Origin of the sequence: Pseudoalteromonas sp. DL2-H2.2 (assembly GCF_021532535.1) — a bacterium.
GTDB classification, from domain to species: Bacteria; Pseudomonadota; Gammaproteobacteria; order Enterobacterales; family Alteromonadaceae; genus Pseudoalteromonas; species Pseudoalteromonas rubra_A.
In genome coordinates this window covers 314853-338533 of record NZ_JAKGBD010000005.1, presented here as the reverse complement: position 1 = coordinate 338533, position 23681 = coordinate 314853, and the positions used below count along the sequence as shown (strand labels likewise).

At 48.8% G+C, this 23681-nt stretch carries 24 protein-coding genes; 10 read left to right on the top strand and 14 right to left on the bottom strand.

All coding sequences use genetic code 11. The features are described from left to right. The first annotated feature begins 180 nt into the window (after positions 1–180). On the top strand, positions 181–2079 hold the full coding sequence (locus tag L1285_RS11395) for an EAL domain-containing protein (RefSeq protein ID WP_235412420.1): 1899 nt from the start codon (positions 181–183) through the stop codon (positions 2077–2079). A gap of 44 nt (positions 2080–2123) precedes the next feature. Here L1285_RS11395 and trmB read toward each other — a convergent pair whose 3' ends face one another. The 7 genes from trmB to rph form a co-directional block, all read right to left on the bottom strand. Beyond that, positions 2124–2789 (bottom strand): tRNA (guanine(46)-N(7))-methyltransferase TrmB, encoded by a 666-nt coding sequence (gene trmB / locus L1285_RS11390; protein WP_235412419.1) that lies wholly within the window; start codon positions 2787–2789, stop codon positions 2124–2126. 281 nt (positions 2790–3070) lie between these two features. Continuing rightward, entirely contained in the window at positions 3071–3838 is a 768-nt protein-coding gene (locus tag L1285_RS11385) for an ABC transporter permease (protein WP_125717196.1), read from the bottom strand. Positions 3839–3840: 2 nt separating this feature from the next. Continuing rightward, positions 3841–4761, bottom strand: coding sequence for an ABC transporter ATP-binding protein (locus L1285_RS11380; protein ID WP_125717136.1), 921 nt, complete (start codon positions 4759–4761; stop codon positions 3841–3843). A gap of 88 nt (positions 4762–4849) precedes the next feature. After that, the gene (locus tag L1285_RS11375) at positions 4850–5467 is read right to left on the bottom strand and encodes a flavin prenyltransferase UbiX (RefSeq protein ID WP_235412418.1); all 618 of its coding nucleotides are present in this window, start codon (positions 5465–5467) and stop codon (positions 4850–4852) included. A 4-nt stretch (positions 5468–5471) separates the two neighbouring features. Beyond that, positions 5472–6821, bottom strand: a complete 1350-nt coding sequence (mpl, locus tag L1285_RS11370) for a UDP-N-acetylmuramate:L-alanyl-gamma-D-glutamyl-meso-diaminopimelate ligase (RefSeq protein ID WP_235412417.1) — start codon at positions 6819–6821, stop codon at positions 5472–5474. Between the two features lie 192 nt (positions 6822–7013). Further along, positions 7014–7658, bottom strand: coding sequence for an orotate phosphoribosyltransferase (gene pyrE, locus L1285_RS11365; protein WP_046006213.1), 645 nt, complete (start codon positions 7656–7658; stop codon positions 7014–7016). A 25-nt stretch (positions 7659–7683) separates the two neighbouring features. Then, positions 7684–8397 carry a ribonuclease PH gene (gene rph / locus L1285_RS11360; RefSeq protein ID WP_010383487.1) on the bottom strand — a complete coding sequence of 238 codons (714 nt, stop codon included), beginning with the start codon at positions 8395–8397 and terminating at the stop codon, positions 7684–7686. 225 nt (positions 8398–8622) lie between these two features. Here rph and L1285_RS11355 point away from each other — a divergent pair, with 225 nt between their 5' ends. Next, positions 8623–9483 (top strand): YicC/YloC family endoribonuclease, encoded by an 861-nt coding sequence (locus tag L1285_RS11355; protein WP_235412416.1) that lies wholly within the window; start codon positions 8623–8625, stop codon positions 9481–9483. Between the two features lie 64 nt (positions 9484–9547). Here L1285_RS11355 and L1285_RS11350 read toward each other — a convergent pair whose 3' ends face one another. After that, positions 9548–10555: a YecA family protein gene (locus tag L1285_RS11350; RefSeq protein WP_235412459.1), complete on the bottom strand. Its 1008-nt coding sequence runs from the start codon at positions 10553–10555 to the stop codon at positions 9548–9550. 44 nt (positions 10556–10599) lie between these two features. After that, a complete protein-coding gene (locus L1285_RS11345; RefSeq protein WP_235412415.1) occupies positions 10600–11061 on the bottom strand; it encodes a hypothetical protein in 462 nt (153 codons plus the stop codon). 173 nt (positions 11062–11234) lie between these two features. On the opposite strand from L1285_RS11345, the gene L1285_RS11340 reads away from it, so the two are divergent. After that, positions 11235–11822 (top strand): Uma2 family endonuclease, encoded by a 588-nt coding sequence (locus tag L1285_RS11340; RefSeq protein WP_235412414.1) that lies wholly within the window; start codon positions 11235–11237, stop codon positions 11820–11822. Positions 11823–11852: 30 nt separating this feature from the next. Here L1285_RS11340 and L1285_RS11335 read toward each other — a convergent pair whose 3' ends face one another. From L1285_RS11335 to L1285_RS11320, 4 genes are all read right to left on the bottom strand, one after another. Further along, on the bottom strand, positions 11853–12608 hold the full coding sequence (locus tag L1285_RS11335; protein WP_235412413.1) for a hypothetical protein: 756 nt from the start codon (positions 12606–12608) through the stop codon (positions 11853–11855). After that, positions 12605–13477, bottom strand: a complete 873-nt coding sequence (locus L1285_RS11330) for an ABC transporter ATP-binding protein (RefSeq protein ID WP_235412412.1) — start codon at positions 13475–13477, stop codon at positions 12605–12607. The genes L1285_RS11335 and L1285_RS11330 overlap by 4 nt, the downstream gene beginning before the upstream one ends. A gap of 418 nt (positions 13478–13895) precedes the next feature. Continuing rightward, complete coding sequence (locus L1285_RS11325; RefSeq protein WP_235412411.1) at positions 13896–14435, bottom strand: hypothetical protein; 540 nt, start codon at positions 14433–14435, stop codon at positions 13896–13898. A 3-nt stretch (positions 14436–14438) separates the two neighbouring features. Beyond that, positions 14439–14732 carry a helix-turn-helix transcriptional regulator gene (locus tag L1285_RS11320; RefSeq protein ID WP_235412410.1) on the bottom strand — a complete coding sequence of 98 codons (294 nt, stop codon included), beginning with the start codon at positions 14730–14732 and terminating at the stop codon, positions 14439–14441. 304 nt (positions 14733–15036) lie between these two features. On the opposite strand from L1285_RS11320, the gene L1285_RS11315 reads away from it, so the two are divergent. The 6 genes from L1285_RS11315 to L1285_RS11290 all read left to right on the top strand — a co-directional run bounded on the left by L1285_RS11315 (position 15037) and on the right by L1285_RS11290 (position 21990). After that, positions 15037–16209 carry a MerR family transcriptional regulator gene (locus tag L1285_RS11315; protein ID WP_235412409.1) on the top strand — a complete coding sequence of 391 codons (1173 nt, stop codon included), beginning with the start codon at positions 15037–15039 and terminating at the stop codon, positions 16207–16209. Between the two features lie 110 nt (positions 16210–16319). Beyond that, complete coding sequence (gene gmk, locus L1285_RS11310; RefSeq protein WP_235412408.1) at positions 16320–16943, top strand: guanylate kinase; 624 nt, start codon at positions 16320–16322, stop codon at positions 16941–16943. A 163-nt stretch (positions 16944–17106) separates the two neighbouring features. Next, the gene (rpoZ, locus tag L1285_RS11305; protein ID WP_046006224.1) at positions 17107–17382 is read left to right on the top strand and encodes a DNA-directed RNA polymerase subunit omega; all 276 of its coding nucleotides are present in this window, start codon (positions 17107–17109) and stop codon (positions 17380–17382) included. 240 nt (positions 17383–17622) lie between these two features. Beyond that, positions 17623–19725 (top strand): bifunctional GTP diphosphokinase/guanosine-3',5'-bis pyrophosphate 3'-pyrophosphohydrolase, encoded by a 2103-nt coding sequence (gene spoT / locus L1285_RS11300; RefSeq protein WP_235412407.1) that lies wholly within the window; start codon positions 17623–17625, stop codon positions 19723–19725. Between the two features lie 10 nt (positions 19726–19735). Continuing rightward, positions 19736–20128, top strand: coding sequence for a RidA family protein (locus L1285_RS11295; RefSeq protein WP_010383501.1), 393 nt, complete (start codon positions 19736–19738; stop codon positions 20126–20128). A 251-nt stretch (positions 20129–20379) separates the two neighbouring features. Then, positions 20380–21990: a DUF342 domain-containing protein gene (locus tag L1285_RS11290; protein WP_235412406.1), complete on the top strand. Its 1611-nt coding sequence runs from the start codon at positions 20380–20382 to the stop codon at positions 21988–21990. A 42-nt stretch (positions 21991–22032) separates the two neighbouring features. Here the strand turns inward: L1285_RS11290 and asnA are convergent, their stop codons facing one another. Beyond that, on the bottom strand, positions 22033–23028 hold the full coding sequence (gene asnA / locus L1285_RS11285) for an aspartate--ammonia ligase (RefSeq protein ID WP_046006227.1): 996 nt from the start codon (positions 23026–23028) through the stop codon (positions 22033–22035). A 179-nt stretch (positions 23029–23207) separates the two neighbouring features. Between asnA and asnC the strand changes: the two genes are divergently transcribed. After that, positions 23208–23666, top strand: coding sequence for a transcriptional regulator AsnC (gene asnC / locus L1285_RS11280; RefSeq protein WP_010383506.1), 459 nt, complete (start codon positions 23208–23210; stop codon positions 23664–23666). Positions 23667–23681: the final 15 nt, after the last annotated feature.

Here is a 23681-nt window from a genome sequence, read left to right as displayed (position 1 = left end):
ATTTGATGAACCTCTGATGACACCGCATTACGCGTTAAACCCGGTATTTAGTACGACACTTGTAAGGTCTGGGGTTCACAAATAAGGCAATTTCGTTAAATATTTTGTCAGCATTGCCAGAAATGGATAGTATTAGGAACAATCTTTCCCACCAGACTTGAGACTCAAACGGAAACTGACATGAATAAACGGAATTTTGCGCTGAAGGCTTTATCGCTGACCTGGATAGTTATCGGCTTTGTGGTCTTTGTCGCGTCTTTGTCGGCCTATGTGCTGTATACCTACCACCAAACCCGCAGCACCATAGTTAATGGGATAGATCAGAAACTTCAGATGGCCGCACGCAGCACTCAATTAATACTGGGTGATGATTATCATGACAGGCTCGGGGAAATTAACGACGATGAGTATCGTCACAAAAGCAGGCAACTGTCGCAACTGGCCCAACACCTGGGTGTAGAATACGTTTATGCCATGGTCTACGATGCCCCTTATGTGCGCTTTAGTGCCTCCAGTTACACCCAAAATGATGTGTTGCAGGACAAAGTAACTCGCTTGCTGGATCTGTACCCAGAGGCCACCGCCATCAACAAAAGCGCCTTTCGCTCAACACAGCCCTTGTTTGAAGTCTCTGAAGATAAATGGGGCCATTTTAAAACCATTTTTATTCCTCATGTAACGCGCGATGGACGGGTTTATCTGACTGGCGCAGACATCAAAACGTCGCACATTCAGAGCGAACTGGCCAAAAGTGTAAAAGAAGCACTGTTCACCGCTTGTTTCTTTTTTGCCATTGCCTTGCTGGTAGCCGGGATGTACTTACTGATATTGAGGAAAACCCTGACCACGGACGCCCGTACTGGCTTCCCCAATCGCCTCGCATTAGAGCAGGACCTGGCCAAAAGCCCCAACCAGCACCTCAGTCTGGCGATCGTTGCCATTAATGAGCTGGAAGAAATTGTCAGCTTTTATGGCACAGATGTCGGCGATGAGATCATTCGCCGGGTGATGAGCCATTTCAGTGAGTTTACGGTGCCCTTTAAAGTTTACCGCCTCGCGACAGCCAAACTGGTGTTGTTAAGTGACGCCAATAAGGGAGAACATTACCTCAGCAGCCTGATCAATGAATTCCCGACCACAACGCCTATCTTGCAGCAGCCACATTTGTACGTCCAGCTCACTGCGGGGATCGCCAGCGGTAATAAACGCCTGCTACTGGAAAATGCGTTTATTGCCTGCCGCCAGGCACAGCAAAAACAACAGCGCGTGTGCATGTATGGACAAGACCCCACGCAGATAAAAACCATTCAGGAATCGCATATTGCGATTGCCAAAACCGTGCAAAGCGCCTTTGAACAACACCGGATTTTGCCCTATTTTACACCACGCATGGGCATCGAGAGCAAAGCCATTGAACAATATCACTGCACTCCCCGGGTGCTCACTGAGCAAGGACTTATCTTACGTCCTGAGTCTTTTTCTGACGTGATCCGTCATTCCAGACTGAGCTCACAACTGACCAAAGTGATGCTGGAGTTGTGTACTGCACATTTTCGTAAATCGCATCATGCCTGGAGCATGCAATTGAGCTGGCAGGACCTGGCCGATCCACAAATGATGGAATTTATTTTTGCCCAGCTGAGACGCTACCCGCAACCGGCCAAAATTACCTTTGAGCTGGAAGAGCAGGAAGTGATTGAGCACTTTGCCGACATGCGGGTGTATATCAATGTGCTAAAAAGCAAGGGCGTGAATATTATGGTGGCATCGAGTAACAGCGGCTTACTGACCATCAGCCGGGTACTCAAGCTCACCATAGACAGCGTTAAACTGACCTCCAGCGTGATTGAACAGCTTGGTGAAGATACCGAATTACACGAGTACATTGAACACATTGCAAGGCTTTGCCATGAGCGGCAAATTGCACTGCTGGTCGACGGTGTGCAAAGTAAATATCAGCTGGAGCAATTACAGGATTGTAACGTGAAGCTGGTTGAGGGAAGTCTTATCGGCACACCCGGACCACACATCAACATCAGCCAGGGCAATATAGGCAAAGATTTACAGGCCAGCGCCTGAACACCGGTGCGACATTGCCTGGCTGCGCACCGGTGATACCAGGCCTATAACTGAGCAATCAAACGAGTGCTGTGTTGCCCACTGGCCCAGTATTTACGCTCAAACGGAGTCATGGCTGTATCGCTTTCATAGGCACTGATCTCGGCCTTTTTACCAGCCAGTTCCAGACTGCGGGCAAACTCCTCAACATAAGTTGACCAGTTACTGCGTAACTCCAGTTGGCCACCCAGCTCCACGATATAAGGGAACACCGCCGCACCATGCCAGCGCCTCTGCAGATGTTTGGCTTTCGGCCAGGGGTTGGGATAGAGCAAATAATGGTGCGTAGGCTGCCAGTTGGCCTCACAGGCCAGGCGCCAGAAGTCATTCAAGTCCGCCTGCACCAGAATATACTGACCAGACTCCGTCTGTTTGTATTCAATATCATGCTTTTCAAGGCGGTGCTCTGACTTATCAATACCTATAACCAGGGCATCCGGATGCAGTTTTGCCAGGTTTGCTGTGCTTTCACCTACCCCACAGCAGGAGTCCAGAATAATGGGGCCATCGTATGCCTGCACTTTTTCATTCACCTGCTCAAAAGCCTGTTGAGTATGGGCCGCAATGGGCTTTTTGAATGGTGTGTTGAGGTGTTTCTGGACCACTTCGTCTAACTTTTCGTGGAGACCAGCCTGATTACTGGTGATGCTTCTGGAGTTTGCGTCTGACATAACAGCGTATCAATGTTCATAGTCTGAAAAATAATGGCGCTATTTTATCTCAGTCAGCCCGATTAAGTAAGCGGTAGTGTGGCAGAGCAACCTCTGCCACCTATATACCAATTTGCTTAATTAAATGTTCAATTTTGAGGCAAGAAAATAGGGGCGATAACAAGGCAAAAATTTGCGAACTCATACCTTAGGTAAAGGTTCTAAATGAGAAATTTTTAACACAGTTAGCGTCATATTTGCTCCGTCAAATTGAACAGGTATTAAGTGAAATTGTTATTGAATCAATGACGTAAACCAACGCCGCGCTTGATCAGGTTCAGTGCTACTGCAAATAGCACAGTGATAAAGCCAATCAGTACGCCAAAGGCCAGCGTGATATTGACATCAGACACACCCAGGAAGCCATAACGGAAGGCATTCACCATGTAGATAATTGGGTTGACCTGAGACACGCCCTGCCAGAACTCCGGCAGCAAAGTGATAGAATAAAATACCCCGCCCAGATAAGTGAGAGGTGTCAGCACAAAGGTTGGAATGATACTGATGTCATCAAAGCTATTGGCAAACACTGCATTGATCAAACCACCCAGCGCGAAGACTGCCGAGGTCAGCAATACCGTTAGTACTATCACCGCCAGATTGTGAATTTGAATATCCACAAACAGCAAACTAACCAAAGTCACTATCAAACCTACCAGCATGCCACGGGCCATACCACCGCCCATATAACCCAGCACGATAATGTAGTTAGGCACAGGGGCTACTAACAATTCTTCGATGCTTTTTTGAAACTTAGTGGAATAAAAGCTCGATGCCACATTAGAATAAGAGTTGGTGATCACCGACATCATGATAAGACCCGGCACAATGAATTCCATGTAGCTAAATCCACCCATCTCACCAATGCGTGAGCCGATCAGAGAGCCAAAGATCACAAAGTATAAGGTCATGGTGATGGCCGGTGGCACCAGGGTTTGCACCCAAATGCGCAGGAAGCGGATACATTCTTTGATCCAGATACTTTTCAGTGCTACGCCATAGTTTAAGATTTTCATTCGCTGCGCCCCTGTTCCAGTAATCCGACAAACAATTCTTCCAGGCGGTTTGCCTTATTTCGCATACTCAGCACCGTATTGCCCTGCTCATTGAGCTGGGTAAACACCCCATTCAGACCCTGAGACTTAGCCACTTCGACTTCCAGAGTGTGGTCATCTGTCAGCGTATACTCATAGCCCTCTAGTGTTACCGGGTTGATGGGTGCTTTAAGGTCCAGCACAAAGGTTTCTTTATCCAGCTTCGCCAGCAAGGCTTTAATGGTGGTGTGTTCGACGATTTTGCCCTGATCGATAATGGCGATATTACGACACAGCAATTCCGCTTCTTCCAGATAATGGGTGGTGAGAATAATGGTGATCCCCTGCGCGTTGATCTCACGCAGGAAGTCCCACATAGAGCGGCGCAGCTCGATATCTACTCCGGCTGTAGGTTCATCCAAAATCAGCAGCTTTGGCTCATGCATTAAAGCACGAGCAATCATCAGACGACGCTTCATACCGCCCGATAAGGTACGGGCCTGCTTGTCTTTTTTATCCAGTAAGCCCAGTTGCTTCAGGTATTTTTCGGCGCGTTCATGGGCCAGCGCCCGCGGCACACCATAATAGCCGGCCTGATTGACCAAAATCTGATTGAGGGTTTCAAACTGATTAAAGTTGAACTCCTGCGGCACCAGGCCAAGGTGAGACTTGGCCGCTTCCAGGTCGGTATCTATGCTCTGGCCAAATACTTCAACCTGGCCCGCCGTTTTGTTTACCAAAGAAGAAATAACCCCTATGGTAGTCGACTTACCCGCACCATTTGGGCCCAGCAACGCGAAAAAGTCGCCCTGCTCAACCTGTAAATCAATTCCTTTAACGGCTTCAACGCCGTTGCTGTAGACCTTACGCAGGCCAGATATATTTAATGCCTTTGTCATCTTATTGTTTTTCCTCACATCCCCATGTTGTTGTTTTCACTTGTTTGTATCAATACGCTGTATAACCGAGCAGCTTTACGGCTTAGCTTCAGTCGCCATAGCCCCAGCGCTTCGCCAGCTGATGCTCTATGCCTAAGTGGTCTAAAATGCGCGCTACCATAAAATCGACGAGATCCTCGATACTTTGTGGCTGGTGATAAAACCCGGGCGCCGCGGGCATAATAGTGACCCCAAGGCGGCTTAGTTTGAGCATATTTTCCAGATGAATAGCACTGAACGGCGTTTCTCTGGGCACCAGGATAAGCTCGCCGCGCTCTTTGATCACCACATCTGCCGCGCGTTCTAACAGGTTGTCGGATGCACCCATGGCAATCGCCGACACGCTACCCGCGCTGCACGGACAGACCACCATTTTCTTCGGCGCCGCAGAGCCCGACGCCACCGGACTGAACCAGTTGTCTTTGCCAAACACCTGGATCTGCCCAGCCCTGGCCTGATAGAGCTCACTGAGCTGCGCAGTGGCCTTGTCTTCGTTACCAGACAGTTTGATGTTAGATTCGGTGTCCAGCACCACTCGGGCAGCACTGGAGATCAGCACATAAACCTGATAATCCAGTGCCACCAGCACTTCGAGTAAGCGCAGCCCGTATGGCGCGCCCGATGCGCCGCTAAATGCCAGCGTAATGGCTGGCTTTAATTGTGACATAACTTTATGACCTCTTTTCGCGCAGTGCACTTAACACTGCGGTATGGATCCCATTAAACCCACCGTTGCTCATGATCAAGACATGCTCACCCGGCTTTGCCTTGGCCGCCACCGCCGCGACTATGTCATCGGTGTTGTGATAACAGTCATAGCCTGCCTGCTTAGCAGCCTCTTGCAGTGACCAGCTCAGATTGGGCGGCTCAAACAGCATCACCTCATCGGCCGCCGCCAGTGAATCCATCAGGGTTTGCTGATGGACCCCCATTTTCATGGTATTTGAGCGTGGCTCCAAAATCGCGGTAATGCGGGCATCGCCCACTTTGGCGCGTAATCCCGCCAAAGTGGTTTCAATGGCCGTGGGATGATGAGCAAAATCGTCATACACACACACACCGTTTACCTCTCCCAGCAATTCCATGCGTCGCTTGGGTGAGATAAATTCACCGAGCGCCTCAATGCTGACAGCAACGGGAATACCCACATGACGGGCAGCCGAAATAGCCATCACGGCATTTTTGACGTTATGCTCGCCAATGGCCTGCCAGCTCACTATGCCCTGACTTTCGTTATTCAATAACACCTCAAACTCGCTGCCATCGGCTTTACACAGGCGGTAATCCCAGTCGCCACCGAGCGTTTCTTGCTGGCTCCAGAAGCCTTTGCCTATCACTTCGCACAGGGGTTTATCCGCTGCCGGGTAAATCGCTTTCCCCTGCGCAGGTAAAGTACGAAGCAAATGGTGAAACTGGGTCTGAATGGCGGCCAGATCGGCAAAAATATCGGCATGATCGAATTCCAGGTTATTCATGATCAAGGTGCGCGGCAGGTAATGTACAAATTTACTGCGCTTATCAAAAAACGCCGTGTCGTACTCATCGGCCTCAATGACAAAAAATGGGGTATCACTGGTGCGTGCCGACACGCCAAAGTTTTGCACTATGCCGCCGATCAGAAAGCCCGGCCGCAGCCCTGCATATTCCAGCAACCAGGCCAGCATACTGGCGGTGGTGGTTTTACCATGCGTACCAGCTACCGCCAGTACCCAGCTGTTTTGCAGCACGTGATGTTTTAGCCACTCGGGGCCTGAGGTATAAGGCAAGCCACGTTCCAGCACATATTCCACACAGGCGTTCCCCCGGCTCATGGCATTGCCAATCACCACCATATCGGGCGTGGGGTCCAGCTGGGCCGGATCATAGCCCTGGGTTAATTCGATACCAAGCAACTCCAGCTGAGTGCTCATAGGTGGATAAACGTTTTGATCGGATCCCGTCACCTTGTGGCCCAGCGACTTCGCAATGGCCGCAATGCCACCCATAAAGGTGCCGCAGATCCCAAGAATGTGAATATGCATGATTTAATTAACTAATTAGCTGACTAACCCGCTTAGGTTATCATACTCGTCTGAACCTTGGCTGGTTTTGTGAGCGGATCTCTACAAAACACTTTTGCAGCTGGTACAAAGTCGCCACAACAGGCATAAAAAAACCGGCTTAAGTGCATCACCTAAGCCGGTTTTTAAATACAATTTTAACGGGTTACCTGATTAAGCAACACCGTACTGGTCGCGATACGCTTTAACCGCTTCCAGGTGCTCAGCCATATCGCCTTGCTGCTCAAGGTAAGTGATTAAGTCAGCCAGTTTCACGATAGATACCACAGCAGTATTAAAGTCACGCTCAACTTCCTGAATGGCAGACAACTCACCTTTGCCTTTTTCCTGACGGTCAAGGGCAATCAGCACACCGGCCAGATCGGCTTCATTGGCTGCAATGATCTCCATCGACTCACGGATAGCCGTGCCTGCCGTGATCACATCATCCACCAGCATGATACGACCAGCCAGCTCAGAGCCTACCAGGTTACCACCTTCACCGTGCTGCTTTTTCTCTTTACGGTTAAAGCAGTATGGGACGTCTTTATCATAATGATCCGCCAGTGCCACAGCGGTCGTCGTTGCAATCGGAATACCTTTGTACGCTGGGCCAAACAGCACATCGTACGCAATGCCAGCATCTTCCAGTGCAGCGGCATAAAAACGTCCTAAACGCGCCAGATCGCGACCGGTGTTAAACAGGCCCGCATTGAAGAAATAAGGGCTGGTACGGCCAGATTTAAGCGTAAATTCACCAAACTTAAGCACCTGCTTTTGCAAGGCAAATTCAATAAAGTCTTTTTGATACTGTTTCATACGATACCTTCTTATTTACGAATGCTTATGCCAGTGCCTGTTTTTGCAGGTCAATGATCTCACGGATTGAATGCTTAGCCAGTGCCAGCAGCTCGTCCAGCTCTTCAAATGAGAAAGGTTCGCCCTCGGCTGTACCTTGTACTTCAATCAGTTTGCCGGTTTCGGTCATGATCACGTTCATGTCGGTTTCGGCTTCTGAATCTTCCAGATATTCCAGATCGGTAATGGCTTCGCCGTTGTAAACGCCGACAGAAATAGCCGCAATCATAAACTTCAGCGGGTTCGCGTTGATCATGCCCTTGGCACGCATGTGTGTCAGCGCATCGACCAAAGCAACACAAGCACCGCTGATAGACGCAGTACGTGTACCACCGTCGGCCTGCAGGACATCACAGTCGATAGTGATGGTGTTTTCACCCAGCGCGCTCAAATCAACCGCAGCACGCAATGCACGGGCGATCAGACGTTGGATCTCCATGGTACGGCCGCCCTGCTTGCCTTTTGCCGCTTCACGGCCATTACGCGTATGAGTAGAACGCGGAAGCATCCCGTATTCTGCAGTGATCCAGCCTTTGCCCTGGCCTTTCATAAAACGCGGTACACCCGCTTCAACCGTGGCAGTACACAACACTTTAGTGTTGCCGAACTCTACCAGCACCGAGCCCTCGGCATGCATAGTATAGTTACGTGTAAAAGTTACCGGTCTGATTTGATTTGCAGTTCTTTCGCTTGGACGCATCCACCTTCCCCTATCATCAAAGTTTCGCGATATTATAAAGGGTTCCCAGGCGCTATGCCATGCGGATCGCGAATAATTCACGCCCAGCCACTAGAGCTGACCGATGTTTCAGCTATAATGGCGGTGTTTCGTTCATGGCGATGTGTGTGTTCAGCAACGACAGCGCTGACCCTTTGGTCACCACATGCAGACACGCCACAACCTTAAATTAAATTAGGAACTTATATGATCCATAGTATGACCGCTTATGCCCGTAAAGAGATCAAGGGCGACTGGGGCACCGGTGTGTGGGAGATCCGCTCCGTAAACCAACGCTATCTTGAAACCTTTATCCGCGCACCGGAGCAATTCCGTGGCCTGGAGCCGGTTATTCGCGAGCGCCTGCGCAAACACTTACAGCGCGGTAAAGTGGAAGTATTTTTAAAGTTCACCGCCAACCCGGCGCACGTAGGTCAGCTGTCGATCAACGAAACCCTGAGCAAGCAGCTGATTGAAAACGCCAAGTGGGTGCAGTCGCACAGCGGTGGCGAGATCAATCCAACGGACATCCTGCGCTGGCCAGGCGTCATGGAAGCCGAAGAAGTGGATCTCGACACAGTGAATAGCGAGTTGTTAAAAGGCTTTGATGCCCTGGTTGAAGATTTTAAAGCCGCACGCGCCAGTGAAGGTAACAATCTGGAAACCATGATCACCACCCGACTGGACAATATTCTGGAGCAGGTAGCCATCGTCGAAGGCCATATGCCAGAAGTCGCTAAATGGCAGCGTGAAAAACTCACCGCTAAGCTGGAAGACTTGAAAGCCGAAATCGACGAGAACCGCCTGGAGCAGGAACTTATCTACCTGGCGCAAAAACAGGACGTGGCAGAAGAGCTCGACCGCCTCAAGTCACACGTTAAAGAAACCCATAAGATCCTGAAAAAAGGCGGTGCCTGTGGCCGACGCCTGGACTTTATGATGCAAGAGTTCAACCGCGAGTCTAACACTCTGGCGTCGAAGTCCATCAATACCGAAATCACCAACGCCGCCGTTGAACTCAAGGTACTGATTGAGCAAATGCGCGAGCAGATCCAGAATATTGAGTGATATTTTTTAAGTCTCTTTGAGCTTACTTAATCTTACCAAGCCCCTGTAAATAGGGGCTTTTTATTTACTCTTTTGAAAACTGGAAAGTATCTGCCAACAGCGGCAATAGGGTGACTTTTCTGAGCTCACTCTTTTCAGAGAAGCTCCATTTTGGTTCTAAAACAGCGAAGCCCCAGAACTGTAAAAACCGCTCGATAAAGCGCGATTCAGTCACAATACGTAAGTACTCTGGTGGTGATAAATAGCGATCAACAGGCATTGACAGGAGCAAATCGGGGAACGCTGTATTCAACTCATCAATCAGCTGCCCGACATTAGCATGACTTTGCAGACGCCATAACATAAACAGCCAGAAAGTACGTAAATCTAAATCTGTATCAAAAGCATCAAAATAAGCCCAACTGTAGCGACTGACAGCAGCTTCCAGCATAGGTTTAAAAAATGCCCAAACGCCGTGTTTTTGATAGTCCTTTTGCGCGGTCTTTTTCACATGAATTTTGCCGCTGCGACGATAAATGATACCGGCAATTTCAGCCAGAATACGGGTGTAATGCAGTGCATTGAATTTATCCTCATTGCTACCGGCAAACTCGCAAATGCTGATATTTTTTACATAGGGCGCTTGTCCTACTGTAAATTCATCTCTTAAGTCACTGGCCTGCCTGACCAGCTTCATCGGTAAGTTGCCTTTGCTCGTTGCTTTAAACGCACCATCATTTTGCATGGCTTCGTCAAGGATCAAGGTTAAATAGCGCATTACAGGGCTGGCAGACACGTCTTCTGGCGTACTGATCCTTACCCTTTGCAATTCATCAAACGGCGCATAGAGCCAGTTCTGCATTTGTGTCGGCGATAAACCACAAAAATCCGCAAGAGGCTGGTTATTCCGCTCATTGGTTTTGTGCTCAAGCGCAGCGTTGAGTTCATCAATTGTTAAATCGGGGTTCATGGCTAGTAAGGCTTCAACATCGTCAGACACTTCGCTATGCAGCTTGGCAGTGTTATTCATACAACACCGTTTGTACTTTTTTCCACTGCCGCAGGGGCAAGGGTCGTTACGACCAGTTTTCATCATCCGTTACTCAATTTAGTCTTGATGACTCAAGCATATCGTCATCAAGCTTGGGTGTAAAACCGCCCTGCACCGCCAAACTGGTAGGCTTCCAGTGTATCGAGCAGGTTTTGCGAGAATTGAATTTCAGTCGCAGAGGCACCACTGGCTTTTGCCGCAGCGACGCGCGCTTTTTGCATGGCAATCACATCGATTTTGTCGTTTTCTGCTTTGGATAATGCACTCAAGGAAACTTGTCCGTCTCCCTGATTTAGCCCTGTTTTTGTCGCGGTATAGTGTAATGACAAAGAGGCGTGTTGCCCCAAAGTAAGTACGCCCTCGTCGTACAAAGCTTTTGATGCATCAGACAGCGCTTTCAACGTCATACTGGTAAAATCAAATTTATCATGATCCTTATTGCCTGCTGTCACCTCAGATAGCGGTAAAGTCTTGCCTGCTTTTTCATCACTTTGAATCGGTTGTGCCTGATACAGGCTTTGTACACTTACCTGACTTTGAACCTTCATTCGCTAAATCCTTTTTAGTTATCACCCACTCTGCTCAGCAAACTTTATGCCTGAAGTTGCCTATTGGCTCAGAAATACAAACACACGGTCCCATCACGCCCTAAACCTTTAATCTTTATCATGCTAAGGTATAGATCCATAATATCTGCCCAGTCAGCCAGCGGGAATGCTCAATGCCCATTGAAAAACAAAACGATATATTGTCTCCAGATTCCTATTTACAAGGTGAACTTACCAGCACGACTAAGCATGAGCTTATCGACGGTCAGGTTTATGCTATGGCTGGCGCAAGTGCAAACCATGAGCGCATTGCGGGTAATATCTACAGTGAGCTCAGAAGTCATCTAAAAGGCGAGCCTTGTGAGCCATTTGGTTCAGACATGAAAGTACGGGTGCGCGATAACTTTTATTACCCGGATGTGTTAGTTGACTGCCATTTTGATGAGTCAGAACCTTACTACACCCAAGGCCCGGTGATCATTGTTGAGGTGCTCTCTCGCTCGACGCGTAAAATGGATGAGAAAACCAAGCTAATCGAATACCTCAATATACCCTCATTGCAAGAGTACGTGGTGATTGAACAGGATGTGGCCGACGTGACCGTTTACCGCAAAAGCGATGACTGGCGCTCGACGCATTACTTTTTAGGCGAAGAGATCCACTTTGACTCCATTGACTTCACCATAGCGGTTGAGGATATCTATTTGCGCGTACAAAACGAAGATGTGCAGGCCTATTTGGCAGAGCAAAACGCCCAGTAAACTTGGGCTATTTGGCGCTGGCTTTACCCGTTACAGCTGAGTGACCACATCCCGGCGCCTGGCCTGTTTATACATAACGTGGAAAAACAGCGAACTCAGCATAAATAACATGACACTGGGCAGGCTTGCGAGCACCATCTGGCTTGCTTCGACAGGTATGCCACTGGCCAAAGATCTGAGTAAATACATAGATCCACTGACAGGGATATAAAGGCTTAGCTCACTTTCAATTGGCACCAAAAACACCATGATCAGGAGCAGCTGAACAAAAGCAACAAAGGTACTCATCTGCTTATTGATTAGGGCAATGGCACCCAACAGATAAGATACCGCAAATCCTGCAACAATTATCTGCAAAAAGACCCATAGCATCAACGGATGTAAGCGCACTTGCAGGTCAAAATACCAATTGATAAATACAAAACCAACTCCCACAACCAGCAACTGATACAGCACCAACACCACTTTGCGTGCCAGCAAAACACTAAATAAGCTTGTCGCTGACGTTAAAATATGTGGCAAAGTGCCTAGCTTGGCGTCTTCAACAATCTCTTCAGCGGCGGTAGATGAAATACCAACCGTCAGTGTCCACAGGTAATATCCCAATACCAAAGACTCCATCCGCTGCAATGATAATGCCCCGCCAGACAGGTAAGAGGCGCCCGAAATAACCAGGATGAGAATGACAGCAGCAAAAACAATACTGGCATAAAAGTTCAGCGGGTATCGCTTTGCGGTCACCCACTTTCGGTGCAGCTCCAGTCCGAACAAGGTAATAAAACTCATGATAAATCTAACTCCCTGCGGATCAACCCTTCCAGAGTGGCCTGATGTTTTTCAACGGTGACAATATTAAATCGCGTGAGCAATGTCAGCATCTCATTAAGACTGCTCACCGCGGTGTCAAACCTGAGTGACTGCTCAGACAATCGCTCACACTGCATAGGGAGCGCCTCAGGAAGCGGGTGTTGTGTTGTAATGGTGTACTGCTCACCGCAAGTTTTAGCCAGTAAGGTTTGTGTATTGCCAAAGCGCACCACTTCCCCGTTATTAAGCAGCAATGAATAATTACCAAGTCGCTGCGCCGTATCCATCTGGTGCGTCGCTATCAGAACAATAGTGCCTGTCTCTTTAACCTGTTCAATACACAGTTCAAACTCTTTCTGGCTCTCAATATCCAACCCCAGAGTTGGCTCATCAAGCAGCAAGACCTTAGGGCTGGAGATCAGTGAAAGGCACAATACGAGGCGCTGCTGCATACCTCTGGACAGCAGTTGCACCTGCTGCTCGGCTTTGTCTGATAAGTTGAACTTATGAAGAAGTTGCTGCGCTGTGTCTTTTGCAACCCGCCGTGATAACCCTTTTAAAACGCCAAAATAGCGAAGGTTTTCAAATGCCGTCAATTTGGGATAAAACGTCCTGGAGGAGTCAAATACAAACCCGATATCATGCGCCTGCAACTTTTTGTCCGGGCCAAAACACACACTGCCCTGATAGTCGTGAGATAAGCCTGCCAGTATTTTAAACAAGGTGGTTTTGCCTGCGCCATTGGGGCCCAGAATGGTTAATACCGTACCCGGCTCTACTGAAAAAGACACCTGCCTGAGCGCACAATGGGTGCCATAGTACTTAGATAAATCGGTGATGGTTAGCATACTTCACTCATCCCAGCGTATTTGCTCAAAGCCTGCCGAGCCTGCTTTGTGGCCTACTACTGAAAGTATTTCCAATCGTTCATAAACGGTCTATAAAACAGGTTATTAGCTGATTGTCCAGAGCTTATCTTAGGTCCAGGTACGATTATGTATATCTTCATAAAAAAAGCGCTGAACGCGCTTTTTGTTTTAGCAATTTAGCTGGCTTTAAGTCGAATAAACTATCTGGAATCTGTCAGGTAACTCAAAGCCTCCTGCACTATAAAAACCCACAGTCTTCTATAACTACCTTTGTTCAACTGTCGTGTTTACATGGGGAGTCCATTGTCCTTTCGAAGATGATTTGGCAAGTTGAACTCTCCGCGGCAGACTTGGACTTCCGACCCACCATCCACCTTTCACAATTTGAATGCTCTCTTTACTTAGTAGTATTTTCATTTCTTACGTAATCCTCTCTTTGCTCTGCCTTGACCGTGTAAGTTAGTAACGCCATGCTATACAAAACATGCAGTACAAGCATGATGTTGTCTCGGAAATATAACTTGAATGGCGCGGTATCGATGAAGTAGTACTTGTAAGCCAGAACTTCTAACCATGCTATGAGGTTTGTCAAACAGCCGATAGCCAAAAGTATCAGTATTAAGCACTCCTGAGATGTTAACCTTTGCAATTCATAAACTTTACTGAAGTACACATGACCAGTTAAATTAAACAACTTTAGCGCCACATTTCTCCTATAAACAATGGGCATTATGAAAACAAATGTCACTATGATATCAACAATATAGTAGTGCGTTTTCCACTCCCAGATTATAGGCCTCAATGCAATATCAACCAGCTCAATAGCCATAAAAGCTAAGAGAAACCAGCGTGCAGTCACCACCCGCCAACTGAATATAAGTGCGACGACAATCATAGCCAGTGGTAAATATTCCGCTATCAAAATAAATTCCTTCATAACCTACTCCTTTTCTGGCTTTTCATCTGGTGAAGGGCTTTGTTCTTCAAGGTCGGTTAACTTCAGTACGCCGGTCAGGTCTTTACCAAAAACCAGAAACAGTTCGAACATCTGAGCGTAACTCATATCGGTTTTGCCAGATTCGTAGTTACTGATGGTCGCCTGGTCAACACCCAGCCGCCTGGCCAGCTCTTGCTGGGACCAGCCTCTGTGTAGCCTTAACTGACGAATTGAGCGCTGCACATAGCGCCTGAAATTCTCCACTTTGTGATTGCGCTTGTCAGGACTGTTTTTCACGCGCGTGCATCTCCCTATTTATTCCTGCAGCTAACCTAGCAAGCAATACCACAAATAGCAACATTTTAGAAACAAAGTTAACATCAAAACAAACCTTTTATGAATACTTTTATAAGCCCATTCGATAGCGCTGCTTGTGATACTGACTCAGCTTGCTGTGCTTAAACTCATACAACACACTTTATCTGCGGGTAAATTTTGCTCCCGGCCATTGACCTGTCTATAACTTCATAGTCTATCGTTTTCATTCGTTATCGCCTGACTGGGTTTTACACAGCCAGGCAGACAAGAGGAGCCGGATTTGATGTATCGAATTTCTGAGCTGGCAGCGCAGCTGGGTTTGTCGCGCTCTACTTTATTGTATTACGAAAAGCGCGGACTGCTCTGTGGCCGTCGCGCCAGTAATGGTTATCGACTGTATGGCGAGCAGGACCTGCAAAGAGTGCGGCTGCTACAACAGTTGCAGGCTGGCGGGCTGACGCTGAGCGAGTGCAAACAAGCGCTGGAGGCCAAACTAGACCGCACGGTACTGAGCCGCAGGCTCGCCGAGCTGGAAGCCGAGATAGCACACAAGCAACAGGCGCACAGCTTGTTGTCGGCGCTGCTTGGCCGTGGCTCGCTGCGCGACTGGCATACACAGGCCGACAAACTGGCACCCGATGCACATCGAAACTGGCTTGAACAACAAGGCTTTGATGAACAGCAAAGCCTATACTTAAAATGGTTATCAAAAGACATGAACGAACACGATACTTATATGGCCGACTTTATGGCGGTCTTTCATCAGTTAGAACGCTGGGGACCTGGCAATGATGCCGATACGCGCAAGGCGTTAGCGCATATTCCCTTTGCCCCACAAAATGTGCTGGATATCGGCTGCGGTAAAGGCTTTGCCAGCGAGTTGCTCGCCCGCGAAACACAGGCGCAGATCACAGCAGTAGATAATGAAGCTGAGGCAATCCAGAGTCTGGCGCAGCGGCTACAACATAAAGGGCTGGATAAACGCGTCACGCCGCTGTGCGCCAGTATGACCGCACTGCCCTTTGCACCTGGCAGCTTTGATCTGCTCTGGGCCGAAAGCTCGGCTTATATTATGGGTTTTGCAGCAGCGCTGAATGCCTGGCGCCCGCTTCTGAGTTCAGCCGGTTGCTTAATGGTCAGCGATCTGGTGTGGCTAAACGATGCGCCCTCAGAACAAGCACGTATATTCTGGCAACAGGAGTACCCGGATATGCAAGCCATAGCGGTGCGGCTGGCACAGATTGAACAGGCTGGCTTCGAGGTTCTGGCGCACTTTACGCTGAGTCAGCAAGCCTGGGCAGACTATTATGAGCCGCTCAAAACCGAAGTCACACGCCGCCTCAGCCACCAGCCCAACTCTTTGGCACTGCAGGATATGGCCCGGGAAATTACCATCTATGAGCAGTATCTTGGCGAGTTCGGCTATCAGATGTTTGTGCTGCAACGCACGGATTGAGTACCCCGGCGCTGGTAAGTTAAACGATATGGCATTAAAATAACGCTTTTGGACAACCAGCGGTGTGCTTATGCGCGCATCGCTGCATTGCAACCTGATAGGTCTGACGTATGCCACATCAAAATCGCGGTAATTTGTTTATTCTTTCGGCGCCTTCCGGTGCCGGAAAGTCAAGTTTGATTAAAGCCCTGCTGGAAAGACAAGATAAGGTCCGGGTCTCGGTGTCTCATACAACCCGTGCACCTCGTCCGGGTGAGAATAACGGCGAGCACTATCACTTTGTGTCTGTCGATGAGTTTAAATCCTTAATCAACCAGAATGACTTTTTTGAATGGGCACAGGTATTCGACAACTACTATGGCACCTCTAAGCAGGCAATCGAAGCCCAGCTAGCTGCCGGTATCGACGTGTTTCTCGACATTGACTGGCAAGGTGCCCGTCAGGTGCGCGAGCTGATGCCTGAAGTAAAAACCATTTTTATCCTGCCACCTTCTAAACAGGCGCTGGAAGAGCGCCTTAATGGTCGGGGTCAGGACTCTCAGGAAGTCATTGCCTCGCGCATGGAGCAAGCTAAATCTGAGTGCTCACACTACAATGAATTTGACTACCTGCTGGTTAACGATGATTTTGCTACCGCTTTAAATGAATTAGAGCATATTGTGGTCGCAGCACGACTGGAGCTGAAAAAGCAGCAGCTGAGCCAGCACGCGTTAATCGCTGAGTTATTGAAATAACCCGCTTTCATCGTGCCCTGTATCGAGTTTAAGTCTGAGGCGTGCCCGCACGGCAACCCCAGACCCTGATGGCCGATATTTTTTAACCATATACTTGGCGAATCCGGTGCTTTTTAGTAGACTAGCCCTTTGCTAAATGTATTGAATTTTTTGGAGTGCTTCGATGGCTCGCGTAACAGTAGAAGACGCAGTAGATAAAATTGGTAACCGTTTCGACCTAATTCTTGTTGCAGCGCGTCGCGCTCGTCAGATTGCTGTCGGTGGTAAAGACCCTATGGTTGAAGCTGAAAATGACAAGCCAACCGTAATCGCATTGCGCGAGATCGAAAAAGGCATGGTCACCAGCGATTCACTGGACATGATCGATCGCGAAGAGCAACAAACTCAGGAAGCTGCTGAGCTTGCTGCTGTTGCTGCAATTGTGGGTGGCAATCGCTAATCCACTGCGACCTGTATAACAATAACGCCAGCTTTTTTAGCTGGCGTTATTGTTTCTGCGCCACAGGCCGCTGAACACCTCATTTTCAGACTAATAAATTGGTTAGTCGATTGGCTTCGAAGTCAATTCATCGTATATTCAGTACTTAACTTATTATTAATACCAATCAAGCAACATAGCCTGAGCGCAGGATATGCTATTGCGTCATTGGTGTAACTTCGCTGGAACATTGGAGTGTGAATGTATCTGTTTGAAGGCTTAAAGAAAAAAATATCAGAGTATCTGCCACCCGAAGATGTGGAACTGGTGCAAAAAGCCTACGTGGTTGCCCGCGAAGCGCATGAAGGGCAAACCCGCTCCAGCGGCGAGCCTTATATTACCCACCCGGTTGAAGTCACGCAGATCTTGGCCAGTATGAAGCTGGACCATGAAACGCTGATGGCGGCCCTGATGCATGATGTGATTGAAGACACCGATTTCAGCCAAAAAGACCTAGCCGAGATCTTCGGCGATACCGTTGCCGAGCTGGTGGCCGGCGTCAGTAAGCTGGATAAACTCGACTTTAAAGACAAAAAAGAGTTTCAGGCCGAAAACTACCGCAAAATGATCATGGCCATGACCCAGGATATTCGGGTTATCCTGATCAAGCTGGCTGACCGCACACACAATATGCGGACTCTGGGCTTTCTGCGCCCGGAAAAGCGCCGCCGGATCGCGCGCGAAACCCTGGAGATCTTCGCTCCCATCGCCAACCGCCTTGGTATTCACGATATTAAGAACGAGCTGGAAGATTTGGGCTTTGCGGCTTTATATCCAATGCGTCACAGAGCACTTAAATCAGAAGTTGCGAAAGCACGCGGTAACCGTAAGGAAGTGATCAGCAATATTCAGTCTGAGATTGAATCGCGCCTGGAAGAAGCTGGGATTGATGCCTCGGTCAGTGGCCGCGAAAAGCACTTGTACAGCATTTACAAAAAAATGCTCAACAAAGAGCTGCTGTTCAACGAAGTGATGGACATTTATGCTTTTCGCATCAACGTCAACAGCATAGATACCTGCTATCGAGTGTTGGGTGTGGCGCACAACCTTTATAAACCCATCGAAACCCGCTTTAAAGATTATATCGCGGTACCCAAAACCAATGGTTATCAGTCTTTGCATACTTCTTTGGTTGGACCGCACGGTATTCCGGTGGAGATCCAAATTCGTACCCACGATATGGATCATATGGCCGACAAAGGAGTCGCAGCGCACTGGATGTATAAAAAAGCCGGTGACAGCTCGGGCCACACCGCACAACAACGCGCCAGACAGTGGATGCAAAGCCTGCTTGAGCTACAACAAAGCGCCGGCTCGTCGTTTGAGTTTGTTGAAAACGTTAAAACTGAGCTGTTCCCGGAAGAGATTTATGTCTTTACGCCGGATGGGCGGATCATTGAATTACCTATGGGCGCCACGGCGGTCGACTTTGCCTATGCCGTTCACACCGACGTAGGAAACACCTGTGTTGGCGCACGGGTTAACCGCAAGCCTTACCCACTGAGTAAAGCGCTGGATACCGGCCAGACTGTTGAGATCATTACCAGTTCGGGCGCACACCCTAATGCCACCTGGCTCAACTTTATCGTCACGGGTAAAGCGCGCCTGGGCGTACGCAACTACCTTAAGAGTCAGCATCAGGAAGAATCCATCCTGTTGGGCCAACGCTTACTTGACTCCGCACTGGGTGAACATAAGCTGGACGATATTCCCACCGAACAGATAGACAGAGTACTGGAAGAGCATGAGCTCAATACCGTCCTGGAGCTACTGGTAGAAATTGGCAACGGCAATATCATGAGTATGCTGGTGGCTAAACGCCTGCTGCAAGCCGATGATGCCATTGAGAGCCTGGCACAAAAAGCCAAAGCGCCCATCATTGGTACCGAAGGCATGCTCGTGACTTATGCCAAATGTTGCCGCCCGGTTCCGGGTGACGACATTACCGCTTATGTCAGCCAGGGTAAGGGCTTAATGGTCCACCGCCAGGAATGTAAAAACATCAAAGGCTGGCGTAATGAACGCGCCAAGTACTTTGTGGTAAAGTGGGAAGATAACCCCGAGAAAGAATACATCGCAGCACTGCGGGTTGAGATAATTAACCACCAGGGTGCGTTGGCCAAATTAACCAATGTGGTTGCAAGTACACAAGCCAATATTGTGGAGATAGCAACCGAAGAAAAAGAGAGCAACCTGTACGTGATAGACCTGGGTGTCACCGTTAAAGACAGGATCCATGTGGCGAACATTATGCGCCGGATCCGGGTGATGCCAGATGTACAACGTGTAACCAGGAAGCGATAAAGGAAAGACTATGAATAAAGCCATTATTTCAACCGATCAGGCGCCGGCGGCAATCGGCACCTACAGTCAGGCAGTTAAAGTCGGTACGGCGGTTTACCTTTCGGGGCAGATCCCTTTGGTGCCTGAAACAATGGAAGTAATCTCTGAAGATTTCGCAGAGCAAACACAACAGGTATTTAAAAACCTGACGGCCGTATGTGAAGAAGCAGGCGGCCAGCTACAGGACATGGTTAAGGTAAACATCTTCCTGACCGACCTGAGCAACTTTGCCACTGTGAATGAGATCATGAGCCAGCACTTTAAAACGCCTTACCCGGCACGTGCTGCCATTGGTGTTAAAGAGCTACCTAAAGGCGTACAAATTGAGATTGACGGCATCATGGAGCTGCCTTCAACCAACTAATACCCGTACCCAGGTTATACAACTACCAAGCCCGCTTTATGCGGGCTTTTGCTTATCTGAGCGCCGAAATTTCATCATCTTAACTTTGATCTTAAACACTTGACCGCATACTATTAATTTAGCAATCTGGTGATATGCAGAGCGCGTTGCGCGACTCTGAAATGGCCGCACTTTTTGGCAATTTGAGGTAGTTAGCATCGTAGTAAGTGATAAGTGATAAGTGATAAGTGATAAGCAATAAGGATAAGCCTGTGTTTAAACTCGCAAAAAATGGCAATATATTGATGGACGTCGCTTCCGCGTCGCCCCCCAGTGCAGCGTTTGTGGTTGAAGCACTCGAGCGCTCACCTTATGCTGACTGCGCAATCGATCACGAGTCCATTGCCGCTTACTTTAAACAAGATACCCCCGCTGCGCAGCTGATTGTGGCGCAGCAAAAAGATGCACACATAGAAGTGGCACTCAGCGAAGACAAAATGCAGGCCATCGCCAGACTTACCACAGCTCAGGGTGGCAAGATGATCAGCCTTGAAGATGCCAAACGCGCCATCGTTAAGGTGGGCGTAACCCGAGGCTATAAACAAGTCTACCTGGAAAACTTGCTCAAGCAGCAGCTGGAATCCCCGCCGGGTAGTGAAGTCACCGGTATTGTCGCCCAAGGGCGGCCACCAGAAAATGGCACCCCGGCCAAGCTCATGCCTCATGTACAAACATTGAAAGAGCGCCTGAAACAACCTAAATTGCGTGAAGACGGCACAGTGGATATGCGCGACTTTGGCGCTCTGGCAAGCGTTGCGCCCGGCACCTTGTTGGTTACGCAAAGGCCGGCAACCCCAGGTAAAGAAGGTTTTACCGTTACCGGAGACAGTATAGCCCCTAAGCCCGGAGACAGCTTTCAGCTGATGGCCGGTGAAGGCACCGAGATCTCCCCGATCAACCCGTTGCAGCTGGTCTCGACCATTGCGGGCTGCCCGTCCGATATTCCCAATGGCATGCGGGTAGATGATATCTTTACCATTGCTGATGTTAATGTGCGCAGTGGCCATATTGAATTTAGCGGCAGTGTGCTGGTTACCCGCAATGTCGATCCGGGCATGAAAATAAAAGCCCATGGCGATATCACTGTAATGGGCACCGTAGAATCGGGTGAGCTCATTTCGGATGGCAACATCGAAGTACGCGGTGGTGTGATTGGCCATTTGGATCACAGTAACGACGACCAAGGCCTGACCTGTCGTCTGATAGCCAAAGGCGATGTTCAGATCACCCACGGTCAGTACACCTATCTCGAAGGTCAGAATGTCTTTATCCAAAAGCAAAGCAATCACTGTGATATCAAAGCGCGTAACCTGTTGCAGGTTGGTCTGGATGAATCTCCTAAAGGTAAGCTCATTGGCGGCACTATTTTTGATGCTAAGATGCTGGTGGCGGGCGAAGTTGGCAGCAGCTCAGGCGCAACCATGGCGATTTACCTGGCACGCAGTGGCATGGAGATCACTGAACGCACCGATCTGTGCCTGAAGGAGCTGAGCCAGACTGATGAGCAGATCAATAACCTGCAAAAGGCGGTCGAAAAAGCCGACCATGTAAAAGATGCCGAAAAGAAAAAAACCTTGCTGGCAAAAATCGGCGCGACACAACAACATTACTGCAAACAGGCCGAGGCACTGGAACATCAGCTGTCGGAACTAGATCATACCCTGCACGATTTACTCGATAACACCCAGCTGATCGTCAATACCTCTTTGCACTCGGGCGTCGAGATCCATATTTTCGACAAAGTGTATAAAACCACCCGTAGCTACCCCCCGTGTAGTGCCAGACTGATTGAAGGCAAAATCGAAATAGAATTTAAGATGTAAGGGAGCCCAGCCGGGCTCCCTTACCGTGTGTCGCCATCGCGTCTAAAGTAACCCAGAAACTTCAGTTTTAATGTGCTCAGGCCACACACCAACCTGGACCTGACCGATATGTTGTTTTTGCAGTAACAGCATCACCAGACGAGACTGGCCAATGCCGCCGCCAATGGTTTGTGGCAGCGCCCCCGCCAGCAGGCTCTGATGCCAGTCCTGCTCCAGTCTTTGCTCATCCTGAGTCAGGCTCAGCTGACGCTGCAGGCTGTCCGGACACACCCGGATCCCCATGGACGAAATTTCAAAGGCATCTTCGAGTACCGGGTTCCAGACCAGAATATCGCCGTTGAGGCCCTGGTACTGATCGCATGTGGGCGTCGACCAGTCATCGTAGTCCGGCGCTCTGACATCATGGATTTTGCCATCACCCAGCTCGCCGCCAATCCCAATCAGAAATACCGCACCATACTCCTGAGCAATCGCTTTTTCTCTTTGTTTGGGCGTAAAATCCGGATACATGCGACGCAGCTCTTCACTGTGTACAAAGGTGATGTGCTGCGGCAAAAACGGAGTCAACCCGTACTCAGAGGCCAGTTGCTGCTCGGTTTCACGAATAGCGCCGTACAGAGTTTGAACCGTTTCTTTGAGTTTATCCAAAGAGCGCTCTGACTGCGCACAGATCACCTGCTCCCAGTCCCACTGATCAACGTACACAGAGTGGATGGGCGACAGCTTGTCTTCGTCCGGACGCAACGCTTTCATGTGCGTGTAGAGCCCCTGTCCTGCGCCAAAGCCATAATCGCCAAGTGTTTTACGCTTCCACTTTGCCAGTGAATGCACGACCTCAAAGTCGCTGTCACTCAACGTTTTCACCTTCACCTTAACGGCTTTTTCGGTGCCGCTGAGGTTATCCTGGATCCCGTCTCCTACTTTTGCCAGGATAGGTGCCTGGACTTCAATCAGACCTAACTTGTCAGTCAGTTGTTGTGAAAAAAGTGCTTTTGCACGGGCTATTTGCTGTTGTGTTTGCAGATACTGTTGCAACATATCGGTTTCCTCATTCCCAATGGTGTTGAATAACGGTGCAGGCTTGCTGCGTTAAATCTATCCTCAACAAAAACGAGCAAAGATTCAATACTCCATAACAAAAACACCTTTACACTATTTTTTTCGTTAAAAATCCGCTTTAATAATTACTGAATCAATAATTAACATGCAAAATATCCATGGAAAATTATCAAATCGATAATCTCGACCGTTCTATCCTTCACGCCTTAATGGACAATGCCAGAACCCCCTATGCTGAACTGGCCAAACGCTTTGCTGTCAGTGCAGGGACCATTCATGTGCGGGTCGAGAAAATGAAACAAGCCGGTATTATCGTCGGCACCCGGGTCAGCATAGATGCCAAACAGCTGGGCTATGATGTCTGCTGTTTTATCGGCGTAAACCTCAAACATGCGCGGGATTACCCCGCTACTATTGAACAACTGGAAGGCTTTGAAGAAGTCGTTGAAGCCTATTACACCACAGGTAATTACAGCATTTTTATCAAAGTGATGGCGCGCTCTATCGATCACCTTCAGGATGTGCTGATCAACAAGATCCAAACCATAGAAGCAATTCAGTCAACCGAAACCCTGATCTCCTTGCAGGCACCAATCATGCGTGAAGTAATGCCTTAGGGAGGCGCTTTTTGT